Source organism: Marinobacter koreensis (assembly GCF_023156285.1).
Classification (GTDB): Bacteria; Pseudomonadota; Gammaproteobacteria; order Pseudomonadales; family Oleiphilaceae; genus Marinobacter; species Marinobacter koreensis.
Genome location: NZ_JAKZAJ010000003.1, coordinates 634190 through 653555, shown reverse-complemented (window position 1 = coordinate 653555; position 19366 = coordinate 634190). Strand labels below are relative to the sequence as shown.

Here is a 19366-nt window from a genome sequence, read left to right as displayed (position 1 = left end):
CCGACCTACTACGCGGTGAAGGAATCGGTGTTCCCGTTCAACAAGTTCCCGGCGGTGGATCCGATCCTCGGTCCGGAGATGAAGTCCACCGGCGAGGTCATGGGCCTGGGCGACAGTTTTGATGAGGCCTTTGCCAAGGCAGAACTGGGCGCGGGTGAATCGCTACCATGCTCCGGGCGGGTATTCCTGTCGGTTCGCGATGAAGATAAGCCAGGCGCAGTCGCCGTGGCGCGCCGTTTTCTGGACGGCGGCTTTGAGCTTGTTGCAACGGCTGGAACCGCGGAATTCCTTGTAGGGCAGGGTGTTTCGTGTGATCAGATCAACAAGATCGAAGAAGGGCGCCCCCATGTTCTGGATGCGATTCGAAACCGGGAGGTGGATCTTGTCCTGAACACCAGCGATGGGCGGGCGACGATTGCCGCTTCTGCCGAACTCAGACGGATGGCGGTACGCATGAAAATCCCCATGGCGACCACGCTGGCGGGTGGTGAGGCGTACGCCCGGGCAATTGCCTTCGGATCGATCGATCAGGTCCGCAGTCTGCAACAGATCGCCCGCGCCCCTTCGCTGCAGACTACTTCCGGCTTGGCGACAGAGGCTTGACGTTACCCATGGGTGTTACATTGTCCTGAGGGTTCTCACTCTCTTCCGGGAACACTCTCGCCATCCGCGCGTCCAGCCTTTCCAATGCGTCTGCAATCCGGTTCAGTGCACTGGTTGCACCGGCGAAATCCGATGCTGACGACCGGTTGGCCGGGCGTTCGGCGGCCTTTTTCGGGGCGGGGCGACGCGGTTCGCTCGGAACATCCTCGCCAAGCAGGTCCTTGCGGATGCTCTTGAGGTCGTGGGGATCGATAAAGGGGCGATCCTCGGCGTAAGCGCACATCATCATGCCGTCACACAGCTTGTTGATGAGACGGGGGATGCCTTTGCTGAGCTTGTGGATTTCCCGGACGGTATCTTCGTCGAAAAGTTTGTTACCTCCGTGGCCAGAGACCAGGAGGCGGTAATCAATGTATTCGGCGGTTTCGGACTGAGTCAGCCCTTCCAGGTGGAAGAACAGCTTCACCCGCTGGCTGAGCTGGGGAATGGCTGTCACCGCGCCTTTCAGCTCCGGCTGCCCGAGGAGAATCACCCGCATTGATGGTCCGCCCATGCTCTCCATGCCGGTGAGCATGCGAATGTCTTCCAGGTTTTCACGGGTCAGGTTCTGCGCCTCGTCGATCGTCAGCACCACCGGGGTCCCGGCGGCAGCCATACGCTCCAGGTACTCCGTAATCTGGAACAGCATGGCGACTTTGCTGTCGTCCTCGACTTTCAGTCCGGCCTTTCGAAGGATCAGACCAAACAGGTCACGGGATTCCAGGTTGGTATAGGAAATGTTCAGGAGCTTCAGGTCGCCTTCGAGACTCCGAATGGTCTTCTTGAGCAGTGTGGTCTTTCCGGAGCCGATTTCCCCGCTGATCACCACGAATCCTTCTGAGCTCCAGATGGCCGAGGACATGTAGACATAGGCCCTGGAATGCTGCTGGCTCATGTATATGAAGTCGTCTTCCGGGGTGATCCGGAAGGGGTGTCTGTGCAGTCCAAAAAAGTCCAGGTACATGCTCATTTCCTGTCGGCCGTTCAGGCCAGTTTTGCCAAGTCGGTATTGATTCTCAGGGAGTCGGGTTGGTAGGCGTTGTAACTTTCGCTCACCGTGCCGAAACGGAAATCGTCAAGCAGTCGTGCCAGGCGGTCTTCGCACTTGTCCAGGTTGGTGTAATGACGGAACCGCGAAAACCAGCTTGCGTTATTGAATCGTGGTTGGTCGGGATCCACTTCCCAGGGATGCAGGTAGAACATCTGGGGGCGCTCGCCGAAGCCGGACGCATTGCTGAACAGGTATCGGAACAGGGGGTAGGGAAATTGCCGGAAGTAACCGCCCCCGGCGGCCGGAATGCTCAGCCCCATGACACGAGCCGTGGTCAGCGGGAATTCCCGGAGTTCCTGGCCGGTTCCGGTACGAATGGTGTAGGGCTCCCGGGGCGAGTCCGGGATGCCGTAATTGTCATGATGAATCGGGAAAATACTGGAGTCCCAGGTGAAGCCACTCTCCGCGAGAATATCGAGCGCCCAGAGAGAATCTTTCGTTATGGAGTAACTCGCGGCCCGATAGCCGGTGACGGGTTGGCCGATAATGTCTTCCAGAAGCTTTTTGGAGCGAACCGTCTCTGAGCGGAAGACATCCGGCGACTGGCGATAGATCAACTGATGGCTGTAGCCATGGGAGGCGATCTCGTGGCCGGCGTCTGCGATCTCCCGTATTAGCGATGGAAACCGCTCTGCGACCCAGCCAAGCACGAAGAAGGTCGACTTCACATCGCGGGATTCAAAAAGGGCAAGCAGCCGGCGGGTATTCTGTTCGACACGGGAGGGCAAGCTATCCCATTGGTCCGGTCGAATCACCCGGGATAACGCTGCAACGTGAAAGTAATCTTCCACATCAATACTCATGGCATGCAGCGGTCTGGAGTCTGCGGGGCCACGATTGGTGTTGGTTGCCGGTTCCTGCGGCTGGGTAAGATCTGGCATGGGCACTCCTTCCCATTTCAAGCCTTAGGCCGATTCTCGCCCACGACAGCCATAAATACAATTACCTGATTCATATATAATGTTTCTGAAACATAAAACAATGTAAAAGACGGTTACAAAACGATACAAATCGGTTGAGTTTGCAGAATGGCAGGCGCAGAATGGTTTCCGTGGTAAAAGAGAACCAGTGCAAAGGGTTGAATGGCTGGTTTAATGGGAAGTTGTTCTGTCGCTGATTGTCAAACAGACGACAAGGATGTTCAGCGTGTCGTACATACGTTTTAGAAAACATTACCTTCATATCCCGTATCTGGTACTTGCTGTTCTGGAGTTCGGGGTACTGTTCGGCATCTTCTCACTGTTGACCGTCTTTCTTGCGATGGTCGGCATTGATCACGCGCCCATGCATACCGATATGGTCGCTGCCTTCCTGTTTGCGATAACCCTCAGTTGCGGCACCCTTGCGATGGGCGGTTATCTGGCCATGGCCAAGGAAACGCTTTCACTGCTTCTGTTTCGGACCTTGATCGCCTACTGCTTTGTTGGCGGTATCGGTCTGACCTTGGTCTATGGTGTGCTGCCGCAGGCAGACCCGGGCAGTGCAAACCTGTTCTGGGCGGTATTGCTCGCATCGATGGTGATCATACTGATGCGACTGATTTTCCTGCGGGTGGTGGATTCCGAGCAGCTGGTCCGGCGGGTTGTGGTTTTTGGTGCCGGCGATTTCGCGGCGTCGCTTCTGGACGAGTACCAGCGCAATATGCGGAAGCTTGGCATCCGGATCATCGGCTGCATCCCGGAAAATGCCCACAGTTCCGTCGCCGAGGATCAATTGCTTCCTGCGCCTTACGATTTCTACCAGTTCTGCAAGGAAAACAAGGTCTCGGAGATCGTGGTCGCCCAGCAGGAACGCCGTCGCACCGAGGGCGGCTGGCTCCCTGTTCCGGAACTCATGGAGTGCAAGCTGCGGGGCATCGCTGTCACCAATGGCGTCGATTTCTACGAGCGCGAGCTGAAAAAGGCAAAGCTCGATATGGTGCACCCTTCCTGGATCGTATTCTCCGAGGGATTCAAGGCGTCGAAGAGCCGGAATTTTGCCAAGCGATTTGTCGATCTGGCACTGAGCCTGGCGCTGCTGGTGGTCATGTTCCCCTTCATCATCCTGACCGCCATGGCGGTTTTCCTTGAGACAGGACGCCCGATCCTCTACAGCCAGAAGCGGGTTGGCATGCTCGGCAAGGAGTTCCGGATCTACAAATTCAGGAGTATGCGCCAGGACGCGGAAAAGGATGGCAAGGCACGCTGGGCTTCGGCGAACGACAACCGGGTTACCAGAGTCGGAGCGTTCATCCGCAACACCCGCCTGGACGAGTTACCCCAGATCTACAATGTGATCAAGGGCGAGATGAGCATTGTCGGGCCCCGTCCCGAACGGCCGGAGTTTGTCTCGGAACTCAAGGAAAAAATACCGTTTTATGACACCCGTCATTATGTAAAGCCTGGCCTGATGGGCTGGGCTCAGCTTAAATACCCTTATGGTGCCTCTGTCGAAGATGCCAAGGGAAAACTGGAATACGACCTTTATTACTCCAAGAACCACAGCCTCCTGATGGATTTCCTGATTATGATCCAGACAGTCGAGGTGGTGCTTCTCGGGAAGGGCGTTAGATAACAAACAACACAAGAACAGCAGGGACTCGGAGGGCGTACATGGGAATGGTCACTTTCTTGCGAACGTTGATTTTGGTTTTTCTGGCCGGATTGCTGGGGGCCTGTAGCGGCATGCCGTCATCGGCGGACATGCCGAAAGTCTCCGAGATTCAGCCGGAGCCCTACCTGATCGGCATCGGTGACACGATATCGATCCACGTCTGGCGCAACCCGGAATTGAGCCAGTCCATCGTTGTCCGGCCGGACGGGTACATTTCTATGCCCCTGATGGGCGATGTCAAAGCCGATGGCAAAGAGCCGGAAGCACTGGCATCGGAAATCAGCGTGGCACTCGGCGAGTATATCCGCACGCCGGAAGTCACGGTGATGGTCACCAACCCAAGCAGCAAGGAGTTCCGCAACCGGGTGAGGATCACCGGCCAGGTAGCGAACCCTCAGTCGGTGTCGTTCCAGCCCGGCATGACGGTGCTTGACCTGGTGCTGATGGCCGGTGGTGTTACCGACTTCGCCGCAGACGACCGTGCGGTCATGCATCGCAAGGTGGAGGGCGAATACAAGAGTTACCGGCTGGACCTGGAAGCCATGATTACCGATGGCGATATGAGCACCAATTACGCCCTCCAACCGGGTGACGTCATCAGTGTTCCGCGAAAGCAGCTCTTCCGGGGTGAGCTCTGATGGACATCCAGTTCATCCTGGACACACTCAGGGCGGTGAAGCTGGAACTGTACCGTCGCCGGGTGGCCGCGACGGTGTTGTTTATGGTGGTTACCGCCGGTGTATTGGCCCTTGGATATATCACACCCAAGAGCTATACCTCCCAGGCGGTGCTGTATGCGGACCAGTCCAACATTCTTCAGCCGCTGCTGCGGGGCCAGGCGGAAGTCACGCAGATCGACCGGATCAATGAAGCGCGTGAAATGATCCAGAGCCGCTCCTTCCTTGAGCAGGTGGCAATGGACACCGGCCTGATTTCCACTGCAGACACCGATCAGGACCGGACGGTGGCGGTTGGTAACCTGCGAAAGCAAGTGGATCTCAGGGTCTCCAACCGGAATTTTCTGGAACTCAGTTATACGAGCGGCGATCCAAATCAGTCGTTCCAGGTCATGAGTGCGGTGCTCAACCGGTTTGTGGAGCGCACCGTTCGCAAAAAGCGCTCCGAAAGTCAGGGCGCGTTCGAGTTTATTGATTCCCAGGTCAAGTCTTACCAGCGTCAGCTTGAGGAAGCGGAGCAGAAACTCAAGGAATTCAAGTCCAACAACCAGGACGGAACGGAAAGCAACGTCCGCCAGCGTATCGAAACCCTCAGGGCGGACATCGAAAACCTGAAGCTCGAGATTCAGCAGACCGAATCGGAGGTCGCGCTCACCAAAAAGCAACTTGCCCAGGAAGAGCCGGTCCGCAAGATCACAACAGATCCGGGAAAATCCTCTGCCGAACGCCGCCTGGCGAGTTTGCGGCAGGAACTGGACTCTCTGCTCCTGAAGTATCAGGAAAAGCATCCGGATGTGGTCAGCGTGAAGGACCAGATTGCGGATCTGGAAAAGCAGGTCTCCAAACAGGGTGACCATGAACGGGAGGGCGCCGTCACCCAGGTGATGGAGAACCCGGTTTATGAAAACCTGAAAATGCAGTTGTCCGATGCCACCACCGGCCTGGCGGTGAAAAAGAATCGGCTAAAGTCTCTGCAGAAACTGCTGGACGAAGCTTTCCAACGCGCCGAGAGAGTCGCGGCCAATCAGGCACAACTGGCTGAACTGACCCGCGATTACGACGTTACCAAGGGCGTGTACGAAGACATGCTCCAGCGCCGCGAGAAAGCACGCCTGTCCATGACGCTCGACGTTCAGGGCGAAGGGGTCAGTTACAAGATACAGGAGCCGGCGTCGTTCCCGACCCACTGGGACGGACTCCAGCTGTATCAGGTCGGGCTGGCAGGTCCCTTCCTGGGAAGTGCGATGGTTCTGGGGCTACTGACCGCTCTGGTTATGTTTGACCAACGGATCCGGTCGCCGAGAGCGTTGCACCTGACTCTGCCCGAGACCATCCCGGTACTGACCAGCATTCCTCACTACCGCAGCACCTGGAAGGATCGTCTGTTGCGAAGGGATACGATCCTGATCCTGTCGATTCTGGTGATTTTTATGATCGGTTACCTGTCGGTGCTCCTGTTCAGCGTTATGGGCGTAACGCCGGAGCAGCTCATCAACAAGATCGGGACGATCCTCGGCGGTGGTGAATGACAATGGATGATAACAAGCTCTACAACGCGCTGCTGAAGAGTCAGGAAGAGCAGCGGCAACTGGCGCTGAAGCGTGGGGAAGCAAAGCCCGAGGAGAATTTCAGAAAGGAGCGTCCCTACGCCGGTTCCGATCGTTACAAACCGAACTGGGTCCAGATTGACACCCAGCCGGAAGAGCATCCGCCGACCGTCTATGACGCCTCTGTCTCCTTGGGGATGATCGCCAACCCCAGGCCCTGGACCCGGGAGCAGCTCCGGGAACGCAAGATCATCTATCCGGGCATGGCCGACAAGGAAGTCATGGACGCCTATCGCGAGCTTCGTATCCAGTTACGGAACCGCGCTGGTGAAGAAGGCTTCGCGTTGCTCTTCAGCAGTCTCGGCAATCAGGGCGGATCGCTCCTGACGGCATTCAATCTGGCCGCAGCCTTTGCCATGGACTCCCATACTGCTGCGCTCCTGGTGGATTGCGATCCGTATCATCAGGAACTTCAACCGCTGGTTTCCACGACCCTGAAAGCCGGTGTTACCGACTACGTCTCCGATTCCGCCTGCGATGTGAAAGACATTCTCTATCCAAGCGGTGTCGAGCGTCTCAGTGTTATTCCGGCAGGTACCCAGGCGTCGTCGGCAGTGGAGCTCTTCTCGTCAGTGCGCATGCGTGAACTGATGAATGAACTGAAGGGCCGTTATCCGGATCGCTGCATCATCGTAAATGCACCGCCATTCCGAACCAATACCGAAGCCCGGATTCTGGAGCGCTTCTGCGATCAGGTCGTGTTTTCCGTGCCGTTCGGCGAGGTGAGCGGCGAGGAAATCAACGAGTCTGTCGACGCGCTGGATTCGGGTAAATTCTCCGGGCTGGTTTTTCAGGAGTGACCGATGGCAGGTAGATACGGAAGCGCGAGCTATCTCGGACTGGCCTCCGGATGTGTATTGTTGATGGCGACCATGACCACCCGGGCCCAAACGCTTGACGAAAGCATTACCTCGCTGACGGCCACCGGCTCCGCCTTTACCGCCATCACCCACACCCGCGTCGACGCCGGTGACGGATGGGATTCCACGACAGAGCCGAGTCTGGGTGTGTCCGGCAACGTCGGCGGCACCCTGCAAAGTGGCGCCAACCATCTGGCCCTGCGTTACGGAGGCACCCTGGAAACCTCGCGCGACCTTCCTACCGGCGATCAGACCGACAACAGCTCGATCAATGGGCTGGCGCGTTACAACTATTTCGACCCGGCAAACCCGGTTGATTTCAACCTTGGTCACACCATTCAGTCTGTCCGGAATAACACCGGATTTGTCGTCAATCCCTCAAGCTACGACACTCGTCAGACGCTCACGGCCGGCGCCGGCCTGCGCGTGTACCCCGGTGATCTGACGTCCCTTCGAATGTCGGCTCAGGCGGGGCAGAGCTTTGGCAGTGGAGCGCTGAGCAACGATGAATCTGTGACAGCGTCGGCTGAGCTGGCGAGGCGTCTGAGTGAACGGTCCACGGGGTCACTGGTTGCCAGCCGATCTTGGTCCAACGAGGACACTCTCGACATCACAATCGATTCCGCGCAGCTGATCTATGACCGTGTGCTCGAAACCGGCCAGTTTCGGGTGGGTGCCGGTGCAAGCCAGGCGAATACGGATTACCCGGACGGTTCCAGTTCCACCAGCGATGCCGTCACCGGCTTTCTGGAGCGATCCTGGATCGGGGAAGGGTTCCGTACATCGGTCAGTTACAACCGCCGCCTCTCTGACAGTGTTACCGATATTTCGCTGAACCTGCCCCCTGTTTTTGACTTCCTGCCGGACTCAGTGCGGGTGAGGGACCTGGTGATCAGCGACTCGGTTGCTCTGACCCATAGCAACAACAATCTGTGCGACATCTGCAACGCCGGCTTCGGGCTGGAAGCGGCCGTACTCAGATCACAGATCACCGACGTCAAAACTCACGAATACAGCGCCAACCTCAACGTGGGTTTTCAGATTACCAATCTGCAGCGCCTTGAATTCGCTTACATCTGGCAGGCGGAGGCTGGTGACAACGCCGGAACCTTCGACCAGCAGATCCATCGTTTCAATACCCGCTGGAGCAGACAGCTGGCGGAATTGACCACATTCGGTGTGGAGTTCAACCAGTCCTATCTGGATAGTCGTCTGGCGACACCCAATGAGCAGCAGTTCGTTCTGAAGCTGGTCCTGACCCACGGGTTTGCATTGATGGGTAATTCCGGGACGGAATGACACGAGGAACGAAAGGAATCATGTTCGATCAACGGAAAGATATTCACCTCCCGCCGGAAATGCCGCCACAGCTGATTGTGGTCATCGATACCGAGGAGGAGTTTGACTGGAACGCCGAGCCGGACGCCGACGCCAATCAGGTGACTGCAATGGCGCACATCGATCGCGTGCAGGGCATTTTCAATGAATACGGAATCAGCCCGTGCTACGTGATTGATTATCCGGTCGCCAGTCAGCCCATTGGTTATGGGCTCCTCAAGCAATACGTTGAACGGGGGCAGTGCGAGATCGGTGCCCACCTCCATCCCTGGGTGAATCCGCCCCAGGAGGAGACATTGAGCCGATCGAATATGTACCCGGGCAACCTCCCTGAGGCACTTGAGCGGGAAAAGCTCCGGGTCCTGCGGGACACGATCACCGAGAACTTCGGTGCGCCGCCGGTTGGTTACAAAGCCGGGCGATACGGTTTCGGGCCGAACACCACGGGCATTCTCCAGGAACTGGGGTTTGATGTGGATCTATCGGTCTGTCCGCCGCTGGATTCACGCTCGGATGGCGGCCCAGATTATCGCCGTTACACTTCCGATCCCTTCTGGTTTGGTGGTGAGTCGCGGCCCATCCTGGAACTTCCCTGTACCGGGGCTTTTGTCGGCTGGGCCGGCCGGGCGGCACTACCACTGTACGAACTTGCGCAGACGTTCCGCCGCTTTCGGGCGCCCGGCATCCTGTCCCGACTGGGAGCGGTGGATCGCCTGATGCTGTCACCCGAAGGTTTTTCTTCGGACGAACACATCAAGCTGACTCGCGCCTTGTTCCGGCAGGGGCTGCGAACGTTCACCTGGAGCTTTCACAGCCCTTCGGTGGTGCCCGGCAATACTACGTACGTTAACAACGAGCAGGAGCTGACCCGATTCCTGGACAGCTTCCGCACCTTCTTCGATTTCTTTTTCAACGAGCTTGGTGGGCAGGCCTCAACGCCCACACGGATTCGACAGGTAATGGAGAACATGGCATGAAAGTGCTCGGGATATCCCCGCTGGACAAGGATTCAACCGTCGCCATTGTAGAAGATGGCAACATACTGTTTGCAGCAGGGGAGGAACGCTTTTCCCGAACCAAACAGCAGTCAGGATTCCCACGGCTGGCGCTGGAAGCGGCACTGGCGGATACCGGACTGACCATGGATGACATTGATCAGGTCTGTTATCCGTTCCTGACCTGGCAGAACGAACAGAAGCTCTTTTCAAAAAATCTTGAGGATGAGAAGGCCTTTATCAAAGCCTTTCAGCCGGAAGATCTTGGCCCCCAGATCAAAGAAGCACTCACTCGAGTTCCGGATCGTAATCAACCCATTCACGGCCTGGAACACCCCAACGCGATCATGGAGAAAGGCTTCCTCCATAGCTCCTATTACAGCATGGCAGGTGCTCAGAAACTGGCCTCGAACAACGCGGCACTCAAGGCCTCCCGCCAGTGGGGCGAGGCAGCAACGGAGTCGTTCCAGCATTGGGAGAAGGATCTGACGGCCGGGCTGGCGGCAGCTGGCTGGACCGGGCCGGTAAAACGCATGGATCACCATCTCTCTCACGCGGCCAACAGCTTCCTGTGCAGTGGGTTCGAGCGAGCACTCTGCGTGACCCTGGACGGGTATGGCTCGGGTCTGGCCGGATCGGTCAGTGAAGCCCGGGATGGCAAGATCCACCGGCTTCATGGCTTGCCATTCCCAAACTCGCTCGGAACCCTCTACGAGCATGTAACCTCAAGCCTCGGCTTCAAGCCCAGTCGTCATGAGGGCAAGATCGTGGGTCTGGCTTCCTACGGTGATCCTTCTATCCTCGGTGACATCCTGTTGTCCCGGATCGAACAGACGCCCGGGGACTTCAGGATCTACGAGGCCAACAACGTGTATTTTTCCCGGTATCTGGCTTCGAAATTCCCCAAAATCGATGTCGCCGCCGCCTACCAGTACGTACTCGAGAAAGTGGCCACCAATTACATCCGTCATTGGGTGGAAAAGACCGGCATCGATACCATCGTTCTGTCGGGGGGCGTCACTGCCAACGTTAAGCTCAACCAGCGCATCTTCGAGATTGAAGGCGTCAACCATATCTTTGTCTACCCGAATATGGGGGATGGCGGGTGTGGCACGGGTGCCGCGCTCTACCACAGCTGGCCGGGTGGCGTTAAGCCCTCCATTACCAGTGCCTACATGGGGCCCGAATACTCCGAGGCTCAAATCCGAAAGGCGCTGGATGCCGAAGGCCTGGCATACGAACGGCCGGAGCATCTGGCGGCAGAGGTGGCAAAACTGATCCACGGCGGCGAAGTGGTTGCCCGGTTTGACGGGCGAATGGAATATGGTCCACGCGCCCTGGGCAACCGTTCCATCATGTACCACGCCCGGGAGCCCGAGGTGAACCAATGGCTGAACAAACGCCTTGGCCGCACCGAGTTCATGCCGTTTGCGCCGGTGACCCTCTACGAAGCGAGGGAGAAGTGCTACCACAATATCCGTGGGGCGGAGCACGCGGCGGAGTTCATGACCATCACGTTCGACTGCACCGAATTCATGCGAGAGAGCTGTCCGGCAGCGGTGCACGTGGACGGTACTGCCAGGCCTCAACTGATTCGTCGTGAGGTCAATCCCGGGTACTACGACATTCTGACGGAATACGAAAAGCTCAGCGGCATTCCCAGCCTGATCAACACCAGCTTCAACATGCATGAAGAGCCGATTGTGAACAGCCCTGAAGATGCGGTCCGGGCCTTCCTGCAGGGGGCGCTGGATTATCTGGCGATCGGACCGTTCCTGGTCAGGCATCCTAACCCGGCACACTGAAACGGATCTGGAAACGGACGACACCATGACAGCAGGACCGCTGACAGTCACAAGCGTACCCGCCGCCGATACACCGGCCCTCAGGGACGAGTGGCTGGAACTTGAAAGCCGTTCGACATCGCCGGTATTCCTGTCGTGGCAATGGCTTGGTCACTGGCTGCACGTCTACGAGCCCCGCGCGATGGTGCTGCGGGTTCGGGAAGGGGATCGTCTGGTTGGGCTTGGGCTGGTGGTCGAGACCGAAGAGCGTCGCCACGGGGTCCTCAAGTCCCGGTGCCTGAGACTGCACCAGACAGGGCACAGGCTCCTCGACCAGATCTGGATCGAATACAACGGATTCCTGGCTGAAAATGGCAAGGAAAACGAGGTGGCCAGGGCCTGTCTGAACTATCTCACCAATGAGATGCCGGAATGGGACGAGTTCATTATCGGGGCAGTTGATGCCGACGAGGCTGATAAATACGCTGCGATCACCGGTCTCCACAAGCATGTGCGCTGGGAAGCGCCCTGTTACGGTGTGGACCTCGATGCCCTCCGCCATTCCGGGGAGCATTACCTTGATCGCCTGTCCCGAAATACCCGATACCAGATCAATCGTTCCCATCGCCTGTACGAACAGTTGGGTGAAGTTCGGCTCGTGCGGCCCGATACGGTCGAAGAGGCCATTGCCGTATTTGATCGCATCGGGCCACGCCATTTGCAGCGTTGGGGCAATGGCCCGGACCAGAGTGGCTTTGCCAATCCGGATTTTGTTCGTTTTCATCGGGAAATGATCCGGGCCCAGTGGCCGGATGGCGGCGTGGACCTGGTGTCGGTTATGGCCGGCGATGAAGAGATCGCATCGTTCTACAATCTCCTCTACAAGCAGGTTGTCTACTTTTACCTCGGTGGGATGGCGGTCGATTCGGACAATCGGTTCAAGCCCGGCCTGCTGGGTCACAGCCTGTGCATCGAGGATTACCGGCACCACGGTTTCCACTACTACGATTTCATGGGTGGAGACGAACGTTACAAGGCCAATCTGGGCACCCTTCACCGAAACCTGGTGCAGATAGCGCTCCAGCGGGCCCGGTTCAAACTGAAGCTTGAAGATGTGGCACGACGGGCCAGGAATCGCTGGCTAGGGGAGGCGAGTACCGGTTATGAACGCTGATCTCGCTGTCCGGGCTTCGCGGTTCGCCGTGTTTCCCGTGGAGGATTACCAAGAGTATGTTGATCAACATCCGGATGCGACGCCTTACCACAGGAGTGGCTGGCTAACCGCAGCAGAAGCCGGATACGGGCACACAGCCTGGGTTGTCAGCGCTCACCGAGGTGAAAAGCTCTGCGGCGTTCTTCCACTGGTGGAGGTGAAACCTCCGCTGGGATCCTCCAGCCTGGTGTCACTCCCATTCTGTGACCTTGGCGGGCCGCTGGCCGATAACGAGGATATCCGCTACTCGCTCACGGAAGCGGCCAGGAAACTGGCCTCGACCAATCGCAGTAACGGCGTTGAGATCCGGGTGTCGGGAGAACCGGTCGACATGTCGATGCCGGCCGAGGCCCTGCCGGCCAAAGTACGGATGCTCCTGGATCTTCCGGAATCGTCGGAAGCGCTGTTCAAGCAATTCAAGCCCAAGTTGCGCAGCCAGATCCGGAAAGCCGAGAAGAACGGACTGACAGCCGAGATCCACCAGGATCCTGCCGCCATCGACGCGTTTTATCAGGTGTTCGCCGATAACATGCACCGCCTGGGCTCACCGGTGCATAGCCTGGCCTGGTTCAGAACACTGGCGCAGGCCTACGGAGATCATCTGTTGATCGGCCTCGTCTACGCAGGAGCCCATGTTGTGGGGGCGGGAATTGTTCTGACCAACGGAACCCGGGCCTGCACTCCCTGGGCATCCACTCGCGCGGAATACAACCATCTGGCACCGAACATGCTGCTGTATTGGACCTTCCTGAGCCATCTGGCGGATGCCGGCTATCGTCAGTTCGATTTCGGGCGGTCAACACCCGGAGAGGGCACCTTTCGATTCAAGAAGCAGTGGGGGGCGTTACCCACGGAGTTGAACTGGCAGCGATTGGAGCCGGCTGGGCGCTCAGCGCCGGAATCGCGGACTCCGTCTGGCACCGTCAGTGCCACCAGCCGCATTCGCCGGATTGTCGAAACACTCTGGCAGCGAATGCCACTGGGCCTTGCTAACTGGCTTGGGCCCAAGCTCAGAAAATACATAACATTATGATCAGTCTATCAATTGCTTTTACGCTGTTGTGCCTGTTGGTACCGGTTTATGTCTACTTTGGCTATCCGGCACTCCTTTGGAGCCTGACCCGGGGTAAACCTGCCCGCACGCATCGTGTGGACGATATCCAGCCGGACGTTACTCTGATTATTTCCTGCTACAACGAGGCGGGTGTCATCGGGGCAAAGCTGGATAACGCGCTTGCCCTGGATTACCCCGCCGACCGGTTGACTGTCCTGGTAGTCTCCGACGGTTCCGACGACGGCACCGATGAGATTGTCCTGGGCTACCAGAATGTGGGAATCACGCTGATCCGTCAGGAAGGCCGACTCGGCAAAACCATGGGGCTCAATCTGGCGATGGAGCAGGTAAGCAGTGACATCGTCGTGTTCAGCGATGCCAATGCCATGTATGCCCCCGATGCCATCCGGAAACTGGTCCGCCATTTTGCCGATGAGAGCGTGGGTTACGTGGTTGGCGCCGCGCTCTACACGGATGGCAGCGAAGGGGCCAGTGCCCGAAACGAAAACCTCTATTGGCGCTATGAGCTGGCGATCAAATCCATGGAATCCCGGCTGCATTCCGTGGTTGGTGGAGATGGTGCCATTTACGCAATTCGTTCGGTGCTCTGGGAGCCGCTTCAGCAAAGGGATATCAACGATTTCGTGAACCCGCTCCAGATCATCGCCAAGGGATACCGTGGCGTCTTTGACAGCGAAGCGCGATGTTTCGAGGAAACCGCAGGAGACTTTGACCGGGAGCTGGCGCGAAAGGAACGCATCGTCAACCGAAGCATTCGGGGCCTGATGCGGGTAAAGGGGGTGCTGCTGCCATGGAGGACCGGCATATTTTCGTTCGAGGTGCTCTCCCACAAACTGCTCCGTTGGCTCATCCCCCTGTTTCTATTGATCGGATACGCGGGCAGTGTACTGCTGGCGATCGCGGGACACCCTTTGTTTGTGCTCATTGCGCTGGGTGGCGGCCTGCTACTGCTGCTGGCCCTGGTTGGAAGCCGTTCGTCCCGGAAAAATGAACTGCCCGCATGGCTGGCATTGCCTTACTACTTCGTTGCAGTCAACTGGTATGCCGTTCGGGGCATTGTGAAGGCGTTGCAGGGGCAGACCCAGGTGACCTGGTCCAGTGCCCGGCCGGGCGAGGGGCAGCGGTAATGTCGAAGTTTGCGCTGTTGTTTCTTTCACTCTTCTTTGGCGGTGTCTTTTTTGCACTTTTTATTAATGGTGCTGCCGCCTTCATCCTTTATGAGTTCGTCTATTTTCTTAATCCTGACAATCGCTGGTGGTCGGCCCAGATACCCGGAATCAGTTACTCATTTATAGCGTCCGTGCTGATGCTCTATGCGCTTGTAGTAAAGTATCGTTTCTATACCGAGAAAAGTCCCTGGGGAGAACAGCCCGCGTTCAAGTGGATGGTGCTCATCCTGACCATGTATTACCTGATTGCTCCGTTCGCGCTGAGTCCGGCGATGCATCACACCTTTACGTTCAACTTAACCAAACTTTTTGTGATCATTTTTGTTGCCTATAAGTTGATCCATTCGGAAAAGCTTCTCAACCTCGCTATATGGGCGTACGTTCTGGGGGCCACCTATATAGGCTACCTGGCGACGATAACAGGAAGAAACGAGTTCGCTCGGGTAGAGGGTATCGGCCTCGTTGATGCGCCTGATGCGAACGATACGGCGGCGGCGATAGTTCCCGCAGTGGTTTTCCTGATGTATTTTGCATGGCTGGGCAACAAGAAAGTCAAACTGCTATGCGTTATTTGTGGCGCTCTTATCGCAAACGGCCTTGTTTTAATCAATAGCCGGGGAGCATTTTTGGGGGTAGTTGGGGGGGCAGGATTGTTCCTTCTCTTCATGCTGTTTTCCTTGAAGCAGCGAAAAGGGCAGCGAAGCATGGCCATCTTAATTGTTTTCTTGGGTCTTTCGGGCGGTCTTTATGTTACGGATGACCAGTTCTGGTCGAGGATGCAAACGCTCGAAAAGTTGGACAATCAGGAGGAAAGTGGCTCTAGTCGGGTCAATTACTGGCTGACTACGTTCGACATGATGGAAGAGCATCCCATGGGCATGGGGGTGTTTGGGTATAACGTGTTATCGCCTCAATACTTGACCGAAGAGCAGGTCGGGCCGAAGGGAAATCGTGCGGTTCATTCATCCTGGTTTCAGGGGCTGTCGGAAATTGGCTGGCTGGGCATAGGAATATTTTTCATATTTCTTGCTTCTCTTTACAAAATATCCAGAAAGGCCAAGCAATGGGTGATCGAAAATGGAAATAGTGAATCGTATTTTCATCTACTCGCACTGGAGTGTGCATTCATCAGCTATTTAATCCCGGCAACGTTCATCAACCGGTTCCGGGCAGAAATTCTTTACTGGATGATCTTGTTCCTGTTGATCGGGATCAAGGTGTATTTTCTGCAACCCCGGAAAAAAGCGATTGAAGACAAGTCGCCTGCAGACAATCCAAATGTAACGCGGAAAGGATACAGCCGCCCATGAAACCGCTGAGAGTTTTACAGTTCATTACGCCATCCGGTTTCTACGGTGCAGAACGCTGGGTTCTGGCGCTAGCCAATAACCTGGACCCGAAAGAAATTGTCTGCGATTTGGCGGTGACTGAAGAATCACCGAACCAGGATCTCTCAATCGCCGAGCACTATCCCCACAATCTTGGAGAGGTACATCGCATCAGGATGAATGGGCGTTTTGATTTGAGGGCGATTCACCGCCTTGCCCGGACACTGAAAGAGCGGGAAATCGATGTTGTCCATACCCATGGTTATAAGTCCGATATTATTGGTCTGATCGCCGCGAGGAGTGCAGGTATCAAATGCGTGAGCACGCCTCATGGCTTTTCCGGAAAGGTGGGGCTCAAGCTTGCCACCTTCATTCGCATTGGAACCTGGGTTTTGAAGTTTTTTGACGCCGTTGCGCCACTTTCTGAAGAATTGGTCGCAGATATGAGGCGCTTCCAGGTTCCTGAGAAAAAACTCTACCTCATTCGGAATGGCGTTGATTTGCTTGAAATCGATAAGGAGGCTCCAGCCCACTTCTCTGAAGCTGAAGAGTTCTCTAGTGGCGCAGGTAGTGAAAAGGTTGTGGGTTTCGTTGGACAGCTGATTCCAAGGAAAGGCGTTGCCGATTTGATCGACGTTTTCGATCGCCTGTTCAGGGAGGATCCATCCCTGCGACTGAGGCTGCTGGGTGATGGAAGTGAACGGGGTGCACTCGAGCGACGAGCAATGGCGCTTGATAGCGCCAACGCCATCAACTTTATGGGGTTCCGCACAGATCGTCTCCGAGTTCTTTCGCAATTTGATCTCTTTGTAATGACCTCCTCATTGGAGGGGATCCCCCGGTGCATGATGGAAGCCATGGCCATGGGTGTCCCGGTTGCGGCCTACGACATTCCCGGCGTTGACCAACTGATCGAAAATAACGTTACCGGTCTGATGGTGCCTTTCGGCGATAAAAGAGCGCTTGAACTCGCTTGCAGAAAACTCCTGGAAGATCGGGTGCTTGCCAAAAAGCTAGCCCAAGCTGCTCGGGAAAGAATATACGACCGCTATTCTGCAAACCGTATGGCTCAGGAGTATGTTGCGCTGTTTGAAAACTTGAGGGCCGGTAATGGGCGTAGCGTCCTTGGGAGCTCACAGTAATCATGTGCGGTATCGCGGGCTTTTTCAGAAACAGTGGTACCCCGGGCCATTCTGAGCATCGCTCATGGCTCGAAAAAATGGGTGACGCAATTTATCACCGGGGGCCAGACTCCGGCGGGGTCTACCTCGATGGAGGAATCGGTCTGGTTCACAGGAGACTGAGCATCATTGATCTGAGCTCAGCGGGCAATCAGCCAATGGAATCGATAAGTGGCCGATATGTCATTTGTTTCAATGGCGAAATCTACAACTTTCGTGAGCTCCGGGATGCTTTGGAGAAAGAGGGCGTTGGTTTTCGAACGCACACGGACACAGAAGTCTTACTTGCACTTTATGAGCGGTATGGGGAAAGGTGTCTCGAACTGATCAATGGCATGTTTGCGATTGCCATCTGGGATAAAGAAAACGGCGAATTGTTTCTTGCGAGGGACCGTCTTGGCAAAAAGCCGCTTTATTACTTTCATGTCAACGGGCAATTCGGTTTCGCATCTGAAATCAAAGCGTTAAAGTGTGTTCCCTTCCTGAAGACGAATATAAGAATGGACGCATTGAAAGACTTCTTTGCTTATCAGTACGTACCAGATCCAAAGACGATATACCAAGAGATTCATAAGCTTCCACCGGGCTATCTGGCAAAGACTGACGGGGAAACGGTCCATATCAAGCAGTATTGGGACGTTGATTTTACCCGAGCGAATGAGGCAGGCCCGGAACAGATTCAAGATGAACTTTATGACCTGGTTGAAGATTCGGTCCGCCTCAGAATGGTTAGCGACGTTCCTCTTGGCGCGTTCTTGAGTGGAGGGATTGATTCAAGTGCTATCGTCGGGTTGATGGCCAAAAATTCTAATCAACCAATCACAACATGCTCGATCGGGTTCGATTCCAAGAAATTTGATGAAGTGGAATTCGCGAAAAAGGTCGCTACCCAATTCGGGACTGATCATCACGAATTCACGGTACGTGACGATATAGCGGACAACCTGGTTCCTATCGCTCGTTTTTTCGATGAACCCTTCGCCGATCCCTCTTTTGTTCCTACGTTTTTTGTCTCGGAATTGGCTCGTAAACAGGTCACGGTTGCACTTGCAGGTGATGGTGGCGATGAAAACTTTGCGGGGTATACCAAATATCGTACCGACCAGATTGAAAACCGTTTACGTAATCTGTTCCCGGGCTGGATGAGAAATGCGCTTTTCCCTTCTCTTGCCAGAATGGCAGGAGCTTTTAATGGGTCGATTGCAGGTAAAGCATCGTCACTTATGTCTACTCTGGCTATTGGTCCTGACGAAGCATTTTTCCGAACTAATTGCTTTTTCCGGGAATCCGTCTGGGAGTGGTTGATCAATGATCGGGTTCGTAGAGAAACTTCCGATTATGACGTATCGAAAATTACCAGTGATTTCTACAACACGCCTGATACGGACGATCATCTATCGCGGGTGCTTTACACCGACATAAAGACTTATCTGCCGGGCGACATACTTGTGAAGGTAGATCGGATGAGTATGGCAAATTCCCTAGAAACAAGGGCACCGTTGCTTGATTACAGGGTCGTTGAATATGCCGCGGCAATTCCCTCAAGGCTCAAACTTTGCGGTAAAGACAAGAAACATATCCTAAAAAAAGCCTTTTCCGGGTTACTTACAGAAGAAACGCTATATCGAAAAAAAATGGGATTTTCGGTTCCTTTGGCCGATTGGTTACGACATCAACTGAGAGAACTTGCTGACGCAATCTTCCGGAATCGAGAAGGCGGGCTTTCCGAATTTTTTGATATGAAAAAGGTGTTTGAACTCTGGCAGAGGCATCTCAACGGCGACGATAGATATACGCAGGAGTTGTGGAGTCTCCTGGTTTTTGAACTCTGGTTTATCGCTTATGAGTCGTAGA

The 19366-nt window shown here is 55.6% G+C and carries 15 protein-coding genes and 1 pseudogene; 14 read left to right on the top strand and 2 right to left on the bottom strand.

Features of this window, described 5'->3' with window-relative positions; all coding sequences use genetic code 11:
* Positions 1 to 603, top strand: a pseudogene (carB, locus tag MLD04_RS11290) (carbamoyl-phosphate synthase large subunit); the annotation flags it as partial.
* Here carB and MLD04_RS11285 read toward each other — a convergent pair.
* Both MLD04_RS11285 and MLD04_RS11280 read right to left on the bottom strand, forming a co-directional pair.
* A complete protein-coding gene (locus MLD04_RS11285) occupies positions 575 to 1606 on the bottom strand; it encodes an ExeA family protein (protein ID WP_248158226.1) in 1032 nt (343 codons plus the stop codon). The pseudogene carB and the gene MLD04_RS11285 overlap by 29 nt on opposite strands.
* A gap of 20 nt (positions 1607 to 1626) precedes the next feature.
* Positions 1627 to 2574: an XrtA system polysaccharide deacetylase gene (locus tag MLD04_RS11280; RefSeq protein ID WP_248158225.1), complete on the bottom strand. Its 948-nt coding sequence runs from the start codon at positions 2572 to 2574 to the stop codon at positions 1627 to 1629.
* A gap of 256 nt (positions 2575 to 2830) precedes the next feature.
* On the opposite strand from MLD04_RS11280, the gene MLD04_RS11275 reads away from it, so the two are divergent.
* From MLD04_RS11275 to asnB, 13 genes are read left to right on the top strand one after another with little or no spacing between them, the layout of a single operon-like run.
* Positions 2831 to 4246 carry a TIGR03013 family XrtA/PEP-CTERM system glycosyltransferase gene (locus MLD04_RS11275; RefSeq protein WP_248158224.1) on the top strand — a complete coding sequence of 472 codons (1416 nt, stop codon included), beginning with the start codon at positions 2831 to 2833 and terminating at the stop codon, positions 4244 to 4246.
* Positions 4247 to 4284: 38 nt separating this feature from the next.
* Positions 4285 to 4923: an XrtA/PEP-CTERM system exopolysaccharide export protein gene (locus tag MLD04_RS11270; protein ID WP_248158222.1), complete on the top strand. Its 639-nt coding sequence runs from the start codon at positions 4285 to 4287 to the stop codon at positions 4921 to 4923.
* Complete coding sequence (locus MLD04_RS11265) at positions 4923 to 6491, top strand: XrtA system polysaccharide chain length determinant (protein ID WP_248158220.1); 1569 nt, start codon at positions 4923 to 4925, stop codon at positions 6489 to 6491. Before MLD04_RS11270 ends, MLD04_RS11265 begins: the two co-directional genes overlap by 1 nt.
* Positions 6492 to 6493: 2 nt before the next feature.
* Entirely contained in the window at positions 6494 to 7369 is an 876-nt protein-coding gene (locus MLD04_RS11260) for a P-loop NTPase family protein (RefSeq protein ID WP_248158219.1), read from the top strand.
* A 3-nt stretch (positions 7370 to 7372) separates the two neighbouring features.
* Positions 7373 to 8728 (top strand): hypothetical protein, encoded by a 1356-nt coding sequence (locus tag MLD04_RS11255; protein ID WP_248158218.1) that lies wholly within the window; start codon positions 7373 to 7375, stop codon positions 8726 to 8728.
* A gap of 20 nt (positions 8729 to 8748) precedes the next feature.
* The gene (locus MLD04_RS11250; protein ID WP_248158217.1) at positions 8749 to 9744 is read left to right on the top strand and encodes a polysaccharide deacetylase family protein; all 996 of its coding nucleotides are present in this window, start codon (positions 8749 to 8751) and stop codon (positions 9742 to 9744) included.
* The gene (locus MLD04_RS11245; RefSeq protein WP_248158216.1) at positions 9741 to 11567 is read left to right on the top strand and encodes a carbamoyltransferase family protein; all 1827 of its coding nucleotides are present in this window, start codon (positions 9741 to 9743) and stop codon (positions 11565 to 11567) included. Before MLD04_RS11250 ends, MLD04_RS11245 begins: the two co-directional genes overlap by 4 nt.
* Before the next feature lie 25 nt (positions 11568 to 11592).
* On the top strand, positions 11593 to 12720 hold the full coding sequence (locus MLD04_RS11240) for a GNAT family N-acetyltransferase (protein WP_248158215.1): 1128 nt from the start codon (positions 11593 to 11595) through the stop codon (positions 12718 to 12720).
* Positions 12710 to 13792 carry a FemAB family XrtA/PEP-CTERM system-associated protein gene (locus MLD04_RS11235; RefSeq protein WP_248158209.1) on the top strand — a complete coding sequence of 361 codons (1083 nt, stop codon included), beginning with the start codon at positions 12710 to 12712 and terminating at the stop codon, positions 13790 to 13792. The genes MLD04_RS11240 and MLD04_RS11235 overlap by 11 nt, the downstream gene beginning before the upstream one ends.
* Complete coding sequence (locus tag MLD04_RS11230) at positions 13789 to 14961, top strand: glycosyltransferase family 2 protein (protein ID WP_248158206.1); 1173 nt, start codon at positions 13789 to 13791, stop codon at positions 14959 to 14961. The genes MLD04_RS11235 and MLD04_RS11230 overlap by 4 nt, the downstream gene beginning before the upstream one ends.
* The gene (locus MLD04_RS11225) at positions 14961 to 16313 is read left to right on the top strand and encodes an O-antigen ligase family protein (protein ID WP_248158205.1); all 1353 of its coding nucleotides are present in this window, start codon (positions 14961 to 14963) and stop codon (positions 16311 to 16313) included. Before MLD04_RS11230 ends, MLD04_RS11225 begins: the two co-directional genes overlap by 1 nt.
* Positions 16310 to 17473 carry a glycosyltransferase gene (locus MLD04_RS11220; RefSeq protein WP_248158204.1) on the top strand — a complete coding sequence of 388 codons (1164 nt, stop codon included), beginning with the start codon at positions 16310 to 16312 and terminating at the stop codon, positions 17471 to 17473. The genes MLD04_RS11225 and MLD04_RS11220 overlap by 4 nt, the downstream gene beginning before the upstream one ends.
* 2 nt (positions 17474 to 17475) lie before the next feature.
* Positions 17476 to 19365 (top strand): asparagine synthase (glutamine-hydrolyzing), encoded by a 1890-nt coding sequence (gene asnB, locus MLD04_RS11215; protein WP_248158203.1) that lies wholly within the window; start codon positions 17476 to 17478, stop codon positions 19363 to 19365.
* Position 19366 lies beyond the last annotated feature (1 nt).